We start from the raw sequence: 14,617 nt of genomic DNA, 5'->3' as shown, positions 1-14,617 counted from the left end.
CGTATCAGGAAGATACCATACGAAAGATCCAAGTCAAGCTGCGCGGATCATTTAAACGAACGCCCCCGCTGGAGAATCCGACGGGGGCGTTCGCATCTGGTTACCGGGTACTGTTTCTTATCCCAGCATGGCCTTCATATCGGCATCGACCGTAGTGATCGGACCGACGTTGAAGTTCTCAACCAGGAAGTTGAGCACATTGGGGGTGATGAATGCCGGCAGGGTCGGCCCGAGCTTGATATTCTTGATACCGAGGTGGAACAGGGTCAGCAGGATCACGACCGCCTTCTGCTCGTACCAGGACAGCACCATGGAGAGCGGCAGGTCGTTGACGCCGCACTCGAAAGCACCTGCCAGGGCAACGGCGATCTGGATGGCCGAATAGGCATCATTGCACTGGCCGATATCCAGAAGGCGCGGGATGCCGCCGATGTCGCCGAACTCGAGCTTGTTGAAACGGTACTTGCCGCAGGCCAGGGTCATGATGACCGTGTCCTTGGGGGCCTTCTCGGCAAACTCGGTGTAGTAGTTGCGGCCCGATTTGGCGCCGTCGCACCCGCCCACCAGGAAGAAATGCTTGATGGCACCGGACTTGACCGCAGCGATGACCTTGTCGGCCACGCCCAGCACAGCGTTGTGTCCGAAACCGGTCAGGATTTCCTGACCCGGATTTTCCGGCAGGGCCGGGCACTCCAGGGCCTTGCTGATGACAGGCGAAAAATCCCAGCCGTCGATATGCTTGACACCGGGCCAGGCCACCAGACCCCAAGTGTAGAGGCGGTCGGTATAGGATTCCGCCGGCCGCTGGATGCAGTTGGTATTGAAAATGATGGCGCCGGGGAAATTGGCAAATTCCCTGGCCTGGTCCTGCCAGGCACCGCCGTAGTTGCCGACCAGATGGCTGTATTTTTTCAGGCCGGGGTAGCCGTGGGCCGGTAGCATCTCGCCATGGGTATAGACATTGATGCCCTTGCCTTCGGTCTGCTTGAGGATCTCCTCCATCATCTTCAAATCATGGCCGGAAACCAGGATCGCTTTGCCCGCCTTGGTGCCCAGCTGTACCGCAGTCGGTACCGGGTGCCCATAGGTATCGGTGTGGGCGGTGTTCAGAAGCCCCATAACCGTCAGGTTGTGCTTGCCGCACTCCATGGAGAGCCCGACAAAATCCATCAGGCCCAGATTGGCATCAGTTGTAGCGGCCAGCGCCTTCTGGAAAAAGGCCATAACCTCGTCATCGCTCTTGCCCAGGATCATGGCGTGATCCATGTAGGCGGCCATGCCCTTCAGACCGTACATGAGGATCTCGATGACGGAACGAATGTCTTCGTTGACGTGCTGGGTATTGATGCCGTAGGCCTCGCCCTGCCTGGTCATGCCAGCCAGGTCGTCGGCCGGTTTCCAGTCAGCCACCGGACCGGAAATCGCAACACCGGCTGCGGCCCTGGCTTTTTCTTTGAGTTCATAGCAGCGCTTGATCAGTCCGCCGATACGTTCCGGCTCAAAATCTACATTGGTGACAGTACTGAAGAGACCCTCGATGGTAAATCGGTCGATCTCGGCATTACGTCCACTCTTGTCGGCATACAGCGCCAGACTTTTCAGGCCGTACAGCAGGTGATCCTGCAGAGTCGCCACTTCGGGATTCTTGCCGCATACGCCGGATATATTACAGCCGGTTCCATTTGCTGCCTGCTCGCATTGGTTACAGAACATTTTTGCTCCTCCTTGAGGTGTGTATAAACTCGTTCGAGTTTTTGTCGTTTCTATGATATGGAGAGTATAGCACTCCTGCTGCTCTTTACTTGACGCTAGTCAAAAATAACAATTTTCCGGGAGGAGAACATGAGCACCGTCTATTTCGCCGACATGCGCGCCGGCCACAAGGAAAACCTGTTCGACAAGATCGTCAAACTGCTCAGCCTGGCAGGGTTGGAGCAAGCCATCGCCGCTGACGACCTGACCGCGGTCAAGATCCATTTCGGTGAAAAGGGCAACCACACCTTCATCCGCCCCATCTTTGCCCGGCGGGTGGTGGAGGAGATCAAGAAGATCGGTGCCCGACCGTTTTTGACCGATTCTTCCACCCTCTATCCGGGCGAGCGCAAGGAGGCGGTTTCCGCCCTGACCTGTGCCATCGAAAACGGTTTCGGCTATGCCTGTGTCGGCGCACCGCTGATCATCAGCGACGGGCTGCGGGGTGTCACCGAGACCGAGGTCGCAATACAGGGCGATTTGCTGAAGAAGGTCTACATCGGAACCGAGATTGTCGAGGCCGACGCGCTGGTCTGCCTGACCCACTTCAAGTGTCACGAACTGACCGGATTCGGCGGGGCCGTCAAGAACCTGGGCATGGGCTGCGCCAGCCGCAAGGGCAAACTGGTGCAACATTCCAACGTAGCGCCGAAGGTTGCCGGAAAGTACTGCACCGGCTGCGGGATCTGCCTGAAATCCTGCGCCCATGATGCCATTGCCGTCATCGAGGGCAAGGCGACCATCGATCCCACGCTCTGCGCCGGATGCTCCCGCTGTATAACGGTCTGCCCGATCAAGGCCATCAATATTCAATGGAACGAGGCCGCCGACCTTGTGATGTGCAAGATGGCCGAGTATGCCAAGGGGGCCCTGACCGGCAAGGCCGGCAAGGCGATCTTCCTCAGCTTCATCACCCAGGTCTCGCCTGCCTGCGATTGCTACGGCCACGCCGACGCCCCGATCGTCAATGATATCGGCATCTGCGCCTCAACCGACCCGGTAGCCATCGACCAGGCCTGCGCCGATCTGGTCAACGGGGCGCGCGGCAATGAAGGTTCGGCCCTGAAAAGCGGCCATGAACCGGGCGGCGACAAATTCCGCGGGGTCTGGCCCGAAATTCCCTGGGAGACCCAACTGGCGCATGGCGAGAAAATCGGGCTGGGCAGCAGGCGCTATGAGCTGGTGAAGATTTAGCATGAAAGCGCTCATCCAACGCGTCTCTTCGGCCTCGGTAACTGTTGACGGTGACCTGGTCGGCAGCATCGGCCAGGGCATCCTCCTTCTGTTGGGAGTTGAAAAAGGTGATGTGGAAGAAAAGGCCGACTGGCTGGCGGAGAAGATCGCCGGCCTGCGGATCTTCAGCGATGCTGAAGGCAGGATGAACCTTTCGCTGCGGGATGTGCAGGGAGCACTGCTGGTGGTTTCACAATTCACCCTGGCCGGCAACTGTTCCAAGGGCAGGCGCCCCTCCTTCGACACCGCTGCCCCCCCCGCCGAAGGCAGGCGTCTCTACGAATACTTCGTTGACACGGCCAGGCTTCTCGGCCTGGCGGTTGAGACCGGCGTATTCCAGGCCGACATGCAGGTCAGCTTGGTTAATGACGGGCCGGTGACATTCATGCTGGAACGATAAAAGAGAGGGGGCTTCTGACACCCCCCTCTCTTTTCCTGCTCTGCCAGCTGCCATCAGTTCAGCCCCAGCGCCCGCCTGACCCTCTCCAGGAAATGCTCCGCAGTAAATGGCTTCTTTATAAACGAGACCTCTTCCACGAGCGTGCCATCAAGAATAACCACGTCGCTGGTATACCCTGACATGTACAGCACCGGCATTCCAGGGCGACTATCCTGCAGCCGTTCATACAGTTCCATGCCATTCATCTCCGGCATAACCACATCCGTCACCAGCAGATCTATCGTACCATTATATGTCTGTTCAATATCCATGGCCTTCAGCGGCGAGTCTGCCACCAGAACCTTGAAACCGTTGGTCTCAAGCAGGTCCAGTGCCATTTCCCGGACCATCTGATTGTCCTCTACCAGCAGGACGGTTGTATTGCCCGAAACACCGGACCTGTCGTGTACGGCCGGCGGCGCAAACCCTGCAGCCCCCCCTGATTCTGATGTTGCCGGCAAGTAGATGCTAAATGAAGTGCCCGCCCCCACGTGACTCCTGGCTTCTATATAGCCCTCATGCTGCTTGACGATACCGTACACGGTCGCCAATCCCAGTCCTGTACCATGCCCAACCGCTTTTGTCGTAAAGAACGGCTCGTAAATATGACGCAGCGTATCTTCATCCATCCCGCAGCCCGTATCCTTGAATGCCAGCAGAATGTAGGGCCCCGGGACCATACCATGGTGCTGTCGAACGAACTCGTCATCAAGCAGCACGTGCCCGGTGGCGATGGAGATGGTACCGTTGCCTTCGATGGCATCCTGGGCATTTACCGTCAGGTTGAGCAGCACCTGTTCCAACTGGCCGCGATCGGCCTGCAGGCGGGCACCTCCCGGAGCAAGCGTTACATCGATAACAATATTTTCCCGGATGGTGCGCAACAGGATATCCCGGAACGAATCGATTACCTCGTTAAGATCCAGCACCTCCATGGATAGCATCTGCTTGCGGCCAAACGACAGAAGTTTCTGGGTCAGATCCTTGGCCTTGTGAGCGGCCGCAAGTACCCCTTCCACCCGACGGATCTGGGGATGATCTGCGGGGAGCGCACGCTTGACCATATCGGCATACACGATAATCGGCGTCAGCAGATTGTTGAAATCATGGGCAATCCCCCCGGCAAGCTGTCCGATGGCTTCAATTTTCTGGATATGCAGCAGCTGTTCTTCCAGTGCCTTGCGATGCCACTCCTCACGCACCCGGCCTATGGCTATGCTCGCCAGATGAGCGGCCGATTCAATCAGTTGGATTTCCTCCGCATTAGGGGTGCGGGGCTGGCGGTAATACATGGCAAACGTCCCCAACAGCGCCCCGTCCGATGCCAGTATCGGCTCGGACCAGCAGGCGTGCAGCCCGGCATCGCAGGCGGGCGTAAAGCCCTTCCAGAAGGGATGCCCTTCAATCTCCTCAACCACGACACGCTGTTTACTGAACGCTGCCGTACCGCAGGCGCCCATCCCCTGACCGATTTTCAGACCGTCAACAGCCTTGTTGTATGCGTCCGGCAGGCTGGGGGCGGCCCCATGGATCAGGCGGGTTCCGGTTTCGTCTGACAGCAGAACCGAGCAGAGCGAACCGGAGGTTTCCTGTTCGACGAAGTGGACAATCAGTTCCAGCAATTCCGGAAGGAGCGTGCCGCGCGCCATCTCCTCCAGGATTTTCAGCCTGCTCCGTTCCCGCTTTTCATCCCGCTTGCGTTGCGTGATATCCCTGACAACACTGAGGACAATCGGTCGACCTTCGCTTTCCATGGATCGTGCGTGAATTTCGACCGGCAGCACACCGCCGCCTTTGGTAAGATAGGCCGACTCGAAGGCAGCGTGATGCTGCTCCTGCAGCAGGCTGATATGATCCAGATATTTTGCGGCAAACTCGGGAGGTTCGATTTCACTGAGCTTGATCCCGGTCAGCTCTGCCTGCGTATAACCGGTCATGGTGCAGAGCGCCTGATTGAAGCTGATCAAGCACCCCTCTCCATCAATCTGCATAATTGCGTCATCGGCCGCATCGATCTGGGTTGCCTTGATTCTCAGCTGCTCCTGCTGGTCGACAACGATCTCCTGGCTTTTGATCAGAAAATCCAGATGTCGAAACATGAGGCGGATGAGCAGGACAATCACCAGGCACAAGCCGAGCGTCAGACCGGACTGGAGCAGCGCCTTGCGTGCCCAGGGCTCCAGCACATCATCCCGGTGAAGTGACACAACCGCCACCACCGGGAAACGCGACAGGCGTTGATAGGAAATGATGCGCGGCGCATTATCTACGGGCGCATGCGTGACTTGATAGGTACCGGATGGAGTTGCAGGCAGTTTTTGTGTGAACAGCGTGGTCGTGCCGAAATCGGCCTGGTAGGCATTGTCAACGTATGGTTCATAGACCAGGGGTGCCCCGTCGTTGCGCAGCAGCATCACCCGGCCGCGGGGACCCAGCGTGGTCGGGCCCAGAAATTTGTTGAAATAGGCGACCTCGAAGGCCACCACGGCAATGCCGCTAAAGCTGTCCCCAACCCTGTTGATCGGCCGTAACAGGTTAAAGCGCCAGCGACCGACCAGGCGACTCATGACCGGTTTGCTGATCGTGAGATCGACACCGGGCGTGTTCAGATAATGGCGGAAATAGTCACGATCAGCGACATTGATCGGCTTTTGGGGAAACTGGTTTGAATTGGCGAGCATGGTGCCGTCTTTATCAGCAATGAAAATGGTTCCAATCTGGGGGGCGCCCTGCGTTTCCTGGTGCAAAAACCGGTACAAAGCGTGCTGGTCGAAGCGTTCCAGGCCGCCTAACTCATGAAGATTGTTGCGTACATCCTGCAGGACCCGGTCAGACTCGGCCAGTGCACTTTCACTATGTTCGGCCAGCGCCCGGGCATAGCCTGCGGCCCGCTGTTCGGCGGCGGTGAGGACATCATGGTATTGGCTGACGATGCTCCACACCGAGATGCCGATGACAGCAGCCAGTATCCCGCCGACAAAGATCAATACACGTCGCTTGAACTGGTAGATCGTGAGAAGCACAGACGTCCTTTCAATGGGTTACAGCTGCTGCACGGGACATGGGTATACATCGTAACTGACGTTATATATACACCGAAATAACAGGAACTGCTCACATTAATTACCCGGGTAGTTTGTTTGATTCTCGCAAAATTCCGTGAATCATGCCTGCAATGATATGATTCGGGTGTAATTGGTTGACAATCTGGCTGGACAGGATTTAGAGTTGCACGACTTCGAGGCGCCCATGATATCCAAGGAAAAACTGAAGCAGCAATTCAAGACGATCATGTCACTGGACAGCCATCCGGGACATATCTCCGCCGGATTTTCGGTCGGTGTCTTTATCAGCTTCACCCCGCCCATCCCAGGCCTGCATACGGCCCTGGCCCTGATTATCGCCTTTGTCTTCCGCCTTAACAAACTGACCTGCATCACCGGATCCTGGGTCAACACCCCTATAACCGTCGTTCCATCCCTGATACTCAGTTACAAACTGGGAAAATGGATACTCGGAGGACAGGGCACGCTAGAACTGAACATCCACAACCTGGATTGGGCCACCCTCAAGGGCGTCATGCTGCACCACTCCAAACCACTGCTGCTGGGATGCTCGATTATCGGATTTGTGGCAGCGGTCGCGGCATATTTCATCTGCTACCGGCTGGTGGTTTTCTTCAGACGAAAGGATGCTGCGCTGGCCGAGATAACACGGGAGATGGAAGTGGTCGGGGAAGAGCTGGAGTAGTACGTAACCTGACAATCAGGAGAAACGAGGGCGGGCACGAAACCCGCCCTTCGTTATTTGCCGAGGATGGGATTCATGACCTGATAGGTCAGGTAGGCCATCAGTGCCGAGGCCGGGATAGTCAGGATCCAGGCCGTTACGATGCGCTTGGCCACATTCCAATTGACCGCGGTCAGCCGCTTCGAGAGTCCGACCCCCAGAATAGTGGAGGTGATGACGTGCGTTGTACTGGTAGGCATGCCGAAGGCCGAGGCCCCCAGAATGACGCCGGCCGAGGCGGTCTCAACACAGAAGCCATGTACCGGCTGGAGCTTGACGAAATCGTGCCCGACGGTCTTGATGATCCGCCAGCCACCGGCGGCCGTCCCCAGAGCCATGGCCGTGGCGCAGGCCACCATTACTTCCCAGGGAACAACGAAGGTCTTGAGAAATCCATAGCTTACCAGCGACATCGTAATAACACCCATGGACTTCTGCGCATCGGCGGTACCGTGCGAGAAGGCCATCAAGGCCGCCGATGCGATCTGCATACGGCGGAAGTTCTTGTTGAGCCCGCTGGGCGCATGGTTGCGGAAGATCCGGTAAAGAATCAACATGAAGATAAAGCCGACCAGGGTGCCCAGGACCGGTGAAAGGAGCAGCGCCAGGACGATCTTCTTGAGTCCGGCCCATTTCAGGGCGCTCAGACCGGCATGTGCAAACACCGACCCCATGATACCGCCGATGATGGCATGAGATGAAGAAGAAGGCAGTCCGTAGTACCAGGTGATCAGGTTCCAGATGATCGCCCCGGCCACACCCGCCAATACCACCATCTGGGTGACATTGGAGGCGTCGACAATTCCCTTGCCGATGGTGGTGGCCACCTTGGTGGATATCATCGCTCCTGCAAAATTGAGCACGGCGGCCATCAAGATGGCGGACCTGACCGACAGTGCGCGGGTAGAGATACAGGTGGCAATGGCGTTGGCTGTATCGTGGAAGCCATTGATATAGTCAAAGAGAAGCGCCGCCACAATCACCAGGCAGAGCATCACAAAAGCCGGATCAAGCATTCTTTACCACCACGCTTTCCAGGATATTGGACGCATCTTCGCACCTGTCGGTAGCCTTCTCCAGTGTTTCGAAAATTTCCTTCCATTTGATCAGCTGGATCGGGTCTTTTTCCTCGTCGAACAAACGGCTGATCGCCTCACGGGAAACGCGATCGGCCTCATTTTCCAGCGAGTTGATCTCGACGCAGGCCTCAAAGATCTGCTCGTTGGTCTTTTTACCCAGCATGGCAACCGCCTTGTCAACCGCATGGCACGACTGCAGGATGATGAACCCGAGTGACTTGGCTTCGGGTGGAATGGCCTCCACATTGTACATGATAATCCGCTGCGCCGAGGCATCGATCAGGTCAAGGATGTCATCCAGCTTGGAAGCCAGGGAATAGATGTCTTCACGGTCAAGCGGCGTAACAAATGTCTTGTTAAGTTTCTGGATGATCTCGTGGGTAATGGAATCACCCTTGTGCTCAACATCCTTGATCTTGCGCTGGCTCTCGGCCGGGTTCTCGAAGTTGTCCAGCATCTCCTTGAGCAGCCTGGCCCCCTCGATAATATTGGTAGTCATTTCCTTGAACAGCACAAAGAATTTTTCTTCTTTGGGAATAAGTCCGAACATGTATGCCTCCATGAGATACCTAAATTGCGTGATCAATAAACCTGTCTTTCTTAGCATGAATTTCGAAATCTGCCCATAAAAAAAAGTTGCACAATTGTGACGCATTTGAAACAAAGCCAATGCATTATTGCCATTACGATGTTATTGCAGTATTGTTATTTATTCTTAAAGGAGCCTTTCGTGAACACACTCCATGCCGTTGTCCTTGGCGCCCTGCAGGGTTTTGCCGAGGTGCTTCCCATCAGCAGCTCTGCCCACCTGATCCTCGTACCCTGGCTGCTGCAATGGCCCGAATCGGGCCTGACCTTCGACGTGGCCCTGCATCTGGGAACCTTTATCGCCCTGGCGTTCTACTTCCGCCGAGATATCATCGAGATGGCGTTCTCAGCGGTCGATGCCATTGCTAGCCGTTCCCTGAATACCCCGGCCCGCAGGCTGCCGTTCCTGATCATCGCCGCCACTGTACCGGCTGCCGTGGTGGGCAAGCTGTTCGAACACCAGGTTGAAGCGCTCTTCCGCTCCAATCCGCTGTTGATCGCCATAGTCCTGATCGTGTTCGGCATCATCCTGGGAATAGCCGATATCGCCGGCCGCAAGCGTCTGGCCCTGGACGAGGTCAAACCCTCCAGCGCTCTGACCATCGGCCTGTTCCAGTGTCTGGCGTTGATCCCCGGCGTCTCCCGCTCCGGCATCACCATCACTGCGGGACTGATGCTGGGCTTCACCCGTGAGAGCGCCGCCCGCTTCTCGTTTCTGCTGTCGCTGCCGATCGTGGCCGGAGCGGCCCTGCTCAAGACCCTGCACCTGTTCAAGCACGGCATTCCGGCCGGTGAAGGCGTCCCCATGCTGGTCGGGATCAGTGTCTCGGCAATCACCGGCTACCTCAGCGTGGCCTTCCTGCTCAAGTATGTGCAGAAACGGAGCATTTCGCCGTTCGTCTGGTATCGGGTCATCACCGGCGGCGTGGTGATTGCTGCGATCATGTCGGGGTTCAAGGGGTAATCGGAATGAGCGGAGGCATCAGGGAGTGGCCGGAGGATGAGCGGCCGCGGGAAAGAATGCTCAAGCAGGGGGCCCACAGCCTGACAAACGCCGAACTGCTGGCGCTGATACTCCGGACCGGCGACAGCGCGACAAAAAAAAGCGCCATAGACCTTGGCCGCGAGATCATCAGCCACTTTGGTGATAACCTGCGCGAACTGGGCAGCGCCGACATTGCGCAAATCTGCCAGATCCAGGGCATGGGACCGGCCAAGGCTACCGGACTGAAAGCGGCCTTTACACTGGCATCACGCTTCCAGGCCCGCAAGCTGGAACATCTCGACCGCTTTACCTCTCCCCAACAGGTCTTCGATTACTTCCACCATGAATTCCGCGACAGCCGCAAAGAATATTTCCTGACCCTGCTGCTGGACGGCAAAAATCGCATCATCCGCCGCGTTCAGATTTCAGAGGGGAGTCTCAACCAGAGTATCGTTCATCCGCGCGAGGTATTCAGCCCGGCGGTCAAGGAATCGGCAGCAGCAGTGATTCTGGTCCACAATCACCCCAGCGGAGACCCGGCACCCAGTTCGGAAGATATTGCCATAACCCGGCGCTTGCGCGAAGCAGGGGAGATCATGGGGATCAAGGTGCTGGATCACATCATTGTCGGGGATGGGGAGTACATGAGCTTCGTGGAGCGGGGCATACTGTAACAGGCCGTAAATACACAGGAGATAGCTATGATGCAGCCCCAAATACTGCTGGCTGTAGCTGATGAAGAACGCCGCAGCATCTATGAAGCGTTTCTCAAGAAAGAACGGGTGATCTGCCAGGCGGTTTCCTCGCTGCGCGATGTCGCGACCCATACCGCCCGGCAGCCCTATAACGCCATTTTTCTGGATATGCCGCTGATCGTGCGGGCTTCCCAATACGAAAAAAGTCTGGTGGAGGACTGCCTGCGGGCCCTGCCCCATGCCCGCCTGAACATTGCCGCCGGCACCCGGGAGGTAAGTATCCTGGTTTCCGGCGACAGCCATGAAAGCTCTCAAACCCCCGAAGAATACCTCCGCTACTGCTGCGAACAACCGGTCAAGATCGTTCTCCCCCGCAACAGGATTGCGCTTAACCTGAATGCCGTACTGTCGCTCCCCTCGGAAGAGATAATGTCGGACGAGCGCACCGTCTGCATCGATATTTCACCGGGCGGCTGCTTCCTGTTCAGTGTCAATGATGACATCTCCCAGCAATCAACCGTCTGGATCCGGCTGCTGATCCTCAATGACCCTTCGCCTATCCAGTCAACGGTCTGCTGGAAACGGGAATGGGGCATGACAAACGAAATTCCGGGCGTGGGGATTCGCTTTGACGAGATGACACCGCAGCAGCAGGCGCAGATTCTCGCGCTCTGCCGGGAAAAGCAGCTGGAGTAAACAGAGTCATCGATTACAGGTTTTCCCCCTCCTCTTTATTCCGTTCACGGGCGATTTTTACCGCCTTGCGGCGACGCCGCCCCCCCAGGAAGGTCTCTTCGATAACGATCGCGACAAAACAGATGATGAACAGGATAAAGAGTATCCCCAGAACAATCCGCATTTTATCACTCCAGAACTGTAACCCGGCGATATCCATGTCATGCCCCCTGCAGGAGTTCAAGCGCTTCATCTGATGCCCGCTGTGCCGCAGCCACACAGTCATTCAGGCCGATGCCGCGATACGAGTTGCCGGTCAGGATCAATCCGGGATAGGCCTTCAGCAGCTTCCCCAAAGCCTCCAGGCGTTTGCCGTGGCCGACAGTATACTGGGGGATGGCCTGGGGATGCCGGAAGATACGCACAAAAGAGGGCTCGGCCTTTATCCCCATGGTGGCCTGAAGATCACGCCTGACCCGCGCCACGACCTCGTCATCGCCCAGCTTGACATACTCCGGGAAACAGGCCCCGCCCATCATGCTGCGCAGCAGCACCTTGCCCTCCGGCGCCCGGCTATCAAACATGCTGGAATCCCACAGGGTGCCGAGGGTACTGCGCCCCTCCTTTTTGGGGATCAGATAGCCGAAACCGTCCAGCGGATGGGTAATGCGATCACGCTCGTAGCCGAAACAGACCACCGTCATGCTGGCGTAGGGGATCTGGCGCAGCACCTTTGAAAGACCCTGGTCGAAGCCATCCAGCATATCGGCAGCCGCAAAGGCCGGAGACGCAGCAATGACCAGGTCGGCTTCATGTTCGCTGCCATCGGCACATCGCACGCGGTACGGCAGGCCCTGGCCCTTTTCCACGCGCTCCACCGCAACGCCCGGCCTGACGATTCCATCCAGTGAAGCCTGCAATGCATCGGACAGATACTGAATGCCCTCGCGAAATGAGGTCAACACGCCACCCGGGCCGGCGGCGCTGGAAACGACCTTGCCGGCGGCAATATCTCTTTTTTTCTTTTTGGCCAGCATGACCATGGCACGGATCAGTCCGCCGTACTCCCGTTCAAGCTCGGCGATGCGGGGAAAGCATGAGACCAGGGACATGGTCTCGGGGTCGCCGGCAAAGATGCCCGATACCATCGGTGCAATCAGCTTGTCGAGCGCCTCGCTGCCCAGCCTACGGCGGCCGAAGTCAGCCAGGGTCTCGTCCACGCCGGCCGGGGCCGCTGCAATAAAGGGGGTCGGTTCCAGCGCCAGACGCAGCTTGCCCGGCCAGGAGATCAACCGGCTTTTGAGGAACGAGGGACCTCCCTCGGGGAGGCTGTGCAGTTCACCGCCCGAGAAGATGAAACGCTTGCGGGCATTGTCGTTGCTGCGATGCAGATGATCCTCCACGCCGATGGCCGAGCAGAGCTCCAGGGTCTGCGGTTTGCTGTCAAGAAATCCGTTCGGTCCCCATTCGCAGGTATAGCCTTCCTCGCGGATGCTCCAGATCTTGCCCCCCACCCGCGTTTCCTTTTCCAGCAGAGTCAGGTCGAGTTCGATACCGGCTTTGTGGGCCTTGTCCCGCAACAGCCAGGCTGTTGACAGACCGGATATGCCTCCTCCGATGATGATAACTTTTTTCATAGGTTGCTCCCTGATCCCGACCAACAGGATCCGCGTGTTAACGAGGTCGTTTTTCGCAGCGATACTACGTCCATGGCAGGTGACTGTCAAGGGCTACACCACCGGTACGGTTGACATGCCGTCAAAGGCGGCTTACATTGTCAGCAGAACTGAAAAGGACGGTGAAACCAATGGCCGCTACAGATTATTACAAAACCCTCGGAGTGGATAAAAAGGCCACTCCCGATGATATCAAAAAGGCCTTCCGCAAGTTGGCGGTCAAGTACCATCCCGACCGCAACCCCGGTGACAAGGCCGCAGAGGACAAGTTCAAGGAACTCAACGAAGCCTACGCCGTGCTCTCCGACCCCAAGAAAAAGGAAGAGTACGACACCTATGGCTCCAACGGATTCCACAAACAGTACAGCCAGGAGGACATCTTCCGCGGCTTCGATTTCGGGAACGCCTATAAAGACATGGGAGCGGGTGGCGGTGATGATATCTTTTCACGGCTGTTTGGCGGGTCATTCGGCGGCGGGCGCGGTCGGGGGGGCTTCCGGGCCGGGCCGCAGAAGGGGGGCGACCTGGAGATGGAGCTGGATGTCAGTTTCCGGGATGCCGTCTTGGGGGCCGAAAAAACGGTCGCGTTCCGCCGCAACGGCAAACGCGAAGAACTCAAGGTCAGAATCCCGGCCGGTGTGGACAACGGCAGCAAGATCCGCATCACCGGCAAGGGTGGCCAGGGCGAGAGCGGCGGACCGGACGGCGATCTGTTTCTGATCATCCGTGTCCTGCCGGACCCGGTCTTTACCCGCGACAACGGCGACCTGTTGGTGGAGCGCCCGATCCCGTTCAGTGCCGCCTGCCTGGGGACATCCCTGGACGTACCGACCCTGGAGGGGGATAAACGCATCAAGGTTCCGGCCGGCATCCAGCCCGGCACGAAGATCCGCCTGAAAGGCTTCGGTGTAAAGACCCTGGGCTCAAACACCAAGGGTGATCTCTACGTCAAAATTTCGATGCATGTACCGGAAGCATTGAATGCGGAACAGAAAAAGCTGGTGGAGGAACTGGCCAAGAAGGGGATGTAATCCTGAGGTGCAGTTCATAACAGGAACCAAACCTCCGGGGCTTTGAAAACCCCGGAGGTTTTTTTACGATCACTTTGCCAGCATCAGCACCACGGCATGGGCGGATATGCCCTCGCCCCGGCCGGAAAACCCCAGCCCCTCTTCGGTGGTGGCCTTGACATTGACCTGCTCGGTCGCGGCATTCAGCACCGCAGCAATATTTTCACGCATGGTGGCAATATGCGGAGCCATCTTGGGCTGCTGGGCAATGATCGTGGCATCCAGGTTTCCCAGACAATAGCCGCGGGCATCGGCCAGTGCCATGACATGCGCCAGCAGCTTGAGGCTGTCGGCCCCTTTGTAGGCCTGGTCGGTATCAGGAAAGTGTTTGCCGATATCACCTTCGCCGATGGCACCCAGAATGGCATCGGAAATGGCATGCAGCAACACATCCGCATCGGAATGCCCCAAAAGCCCCTTCTCCCAGGGGATATCCACCCCGCCCATGATCAGTTTCCTGTCCGCCACCAACCGGTGGACGTCATATCCATGTCCTATACGCATAGCTTCCTCCTGGCACGAATGTACCGAATCGGTCTGAACGTTTCAAGTCATTCGTCATAAAAATGATTTTATGCCCTGAACAACAGCACTACGACCGCCTAAGCTGCCAATTTCACTTGTTGCCTGTCTGCA

14 protein-coding genes are annotated in these 14,617 nt (G+C 57.3%); 7 read left to right on the top strand and 7 right to left on the bottom strand.

Annotated elements, in window-relative coordinates:
• Positions 1-117 precede the first annotated feature (117 nt).
• Positions 118-1,713 (bottom strand): hydroxylamine reductase, encoded by a 1,596-nt coding sequence (hcp, locus tag ACOCF6_RS14235; protein ID WP_482460994.1) that lies wholly within the window; start codon positions 1,711-1,713, stop codon positions 118-120.
• Positions 1,714-1,842: 129 nt separating this feature from the next.
• Between hcp and ACOCF6_RS14230 the strand changes: the two genes are divergently transcribed.
• Positions 1,843-2,946, top strand: coding sequence for a DUF362 domain-containing protein (locus ACOCF6_RS14230; protein ID WP_482460993.1), 1,104 nt, complete (start codon positions 1,843-1,845; stop codon positions 2,944-2,946).
• A 1-nt stretch (position 2,947) separates the two neighbouring features.
• Entirely contained in the window at positions 2,948-3,385 is a 438-nt protein-coding gene (dtd, locus tag ACOCF6_RS14225; protein WP_482460992.1) for a D-aminoacyl-tRNA deacylase, read from the top strand.
• 53 nt (positions 3,386-3,438) lie between these two features.
• On the opposite strand, the gene ACOCF6_RS14220 is transcribed toward dtd, so the two are convergent.
• Positions 3,439-6,447 (bottom strand): PAS domain S-box protein, encoded by a 3,009-nt coding sequence (locus ACOCF6_RS14220; protein ID WP_482460991.1) that lies wholly within the window; start codon positions 6,445-6,447, stop codon positions 3,439-3,441.
• A 226-nt stretch (positions 6,448-6,673) separates the two neighbouring features.
• Here ACOCF6_RS14220 and ACOCF6_RS14215 point away from each other — a divergent pair, with 226 nt between their 5' ends.
• Entirely contained in the window at positions 6,674-7,174 is a 501-nt protein-coding gene (locus ACOCF6_RS14215) for a DUF2062 domain-containing protein (RefSeq protein ID WP_482460990.1), read from the top strand.
• A 53-nt stretch (positions 7,175-7,227) separates the two neighbouring features.
• Here ACOCF6_RS14215 and ACOCF6_RS14210 read toward each other — a convergent pair whose 3' ends face one another.
• Positions 7,228-8,229 carry an inorganic phosphate transporter gene (locus tag ACOCF6_RS14210; protein ID WP_482460989.1) on the bottom strand — a complete coding sequence of 334 codons (1,002 nt, stop codon included), beginning with the start codon at positions 8,227-8,229 and terminating at the stop codon, positions 7,228-7,230.
• Positions 8,222-8,842: a DUF47 domain-containing protein gene (locus ACOCF6_RS14205; RefSeq protein WP_482460988.1), complete on the bottom strand. Its 621-nt coding sequence runs from the start codon at positions 8,840-8,842 to the stop codon at positions 8,222-8,224. Before ACOCF6_RS14205 ends, ACOCF6_RS14210 begins: the two co-directional genes overlap by 8 nt.
• A gap of 180 nt (positions 8,843-9,022) precedes the next feature.
• Between ACOCF6_RS14205 and uppP the strand changes: the two genes are divergently transcribed.
• The 3 genes from uppP to ACOCF6_RS14190 are packed head-to-tail and all read left to right on the top strand — an operon-like array spanning position 9,023 to position 11,256.
• Positions 9,023-9,844, top strand: coding sequence for an undecaprenyl-diphosphatase UppP (gene uppP / locus ACOCF6_RS14200; protein WP_482460987.1), 822 nt, complete (start codon positions 9,023-9,025; stop codon positions 9,842-9,844).
• Between the two features lie 5 nt (positions 9,845-9,849).
• Complete coding sequence (gene radC, locus ACOCF6_RS14195) at positions 9,850-10,539, top strand: RadC family protein (RefSeq protein WP_482460986.1); 690 nt, start codon at positions 9,850-9,852, stop codon at positions 10,537-10,539.
• Positions 10,540-10,566: 27 nt separating this feature from the next.
• On the top strand, positions 10,567-11,256 hold the full coding sequence (locus ACOCF6_RS14190) for a PilZ domain-containing protein (RefSeq protein WP_482460985.1): 690 nt from the start codon (positions 10,567-10,569) through the stop codon (positions 11,254-11,256).
• Between the two features lie 13 nt (positions 11,257-11,269).
• Here ACOCF6_RS14190 and ACOCF6_RS14185 read toward each other — a convergent pair whose 3' ends face one another.
• A complete protein-coding gene (locus tag ACOCF6_RS14185; protein ID WP_482460984.1) occupies positions 11,270-11,455 on the bottom strand; it encodes a hypothetical protein in 186 nt (61 codons plus the stop codon).
• Position 11,456: 1 nt separating this feature from the next.
• Complete coding sequence (gene hemG, locus ACOCF6_RS14180) at positions 11,457-12,872, bottom strand: protoporphyrinogen oxidase (RefSeq protein ID WP_482460983.1); 1,416 nt, start codon at positions 12,870-12,872, stop codon at positions 11,457-11,459.
• A gap of 170 nt (positions 12,873-13,042) precedes the next feature.
• On the opposite strand from hemG, the gene ACOCF6_RS14175 reads away from it, so the two are divergent.
• The gene (locus ACOCF6_RS14175; RefSeq protein WP_482460982.1) at positions 13,043-13,942 is read left to right on the top strand and encodes a DnaJ C-terminal domain-containing protein; all 900 of its coding nucleotides are present in this window, start codon (positions 13,043-13,045) and stop codon (positions 13,940-13,942) included.
• Between the two features lie 69 nt (positions 13,943-14,011).
• Here ACOCF6_RS14175 and ispF read toward each other — a convergent pair whose 3' ends face one another.
• The gene (gene ispF, locus ACOCF6_RS14170; RefSeq protein ID WP_482460981.1) at positions 14,012-14,485 is read right to left on the bottom strand and encodes a 2-C-methyl-D-erythritol 2,4-cyclodiphosphate synthase; all 474 of its coding nucleotides are present in this window, start codon (positions 14,483-14,485) and stop codon (positions 14,012-14,014) included.
• Between the last annotated feature and the right edge of the window lie 132 nt (positions 14,486-14,617).

It is taken from the genome of Geobacter psychrophilus (assembly GCF_056821595.1).
The sequence above is the reverse complement of the archived record's forward strand: the minus strand, read 5'-3'. Positions and strand labels throughout refer to the sequence as shown.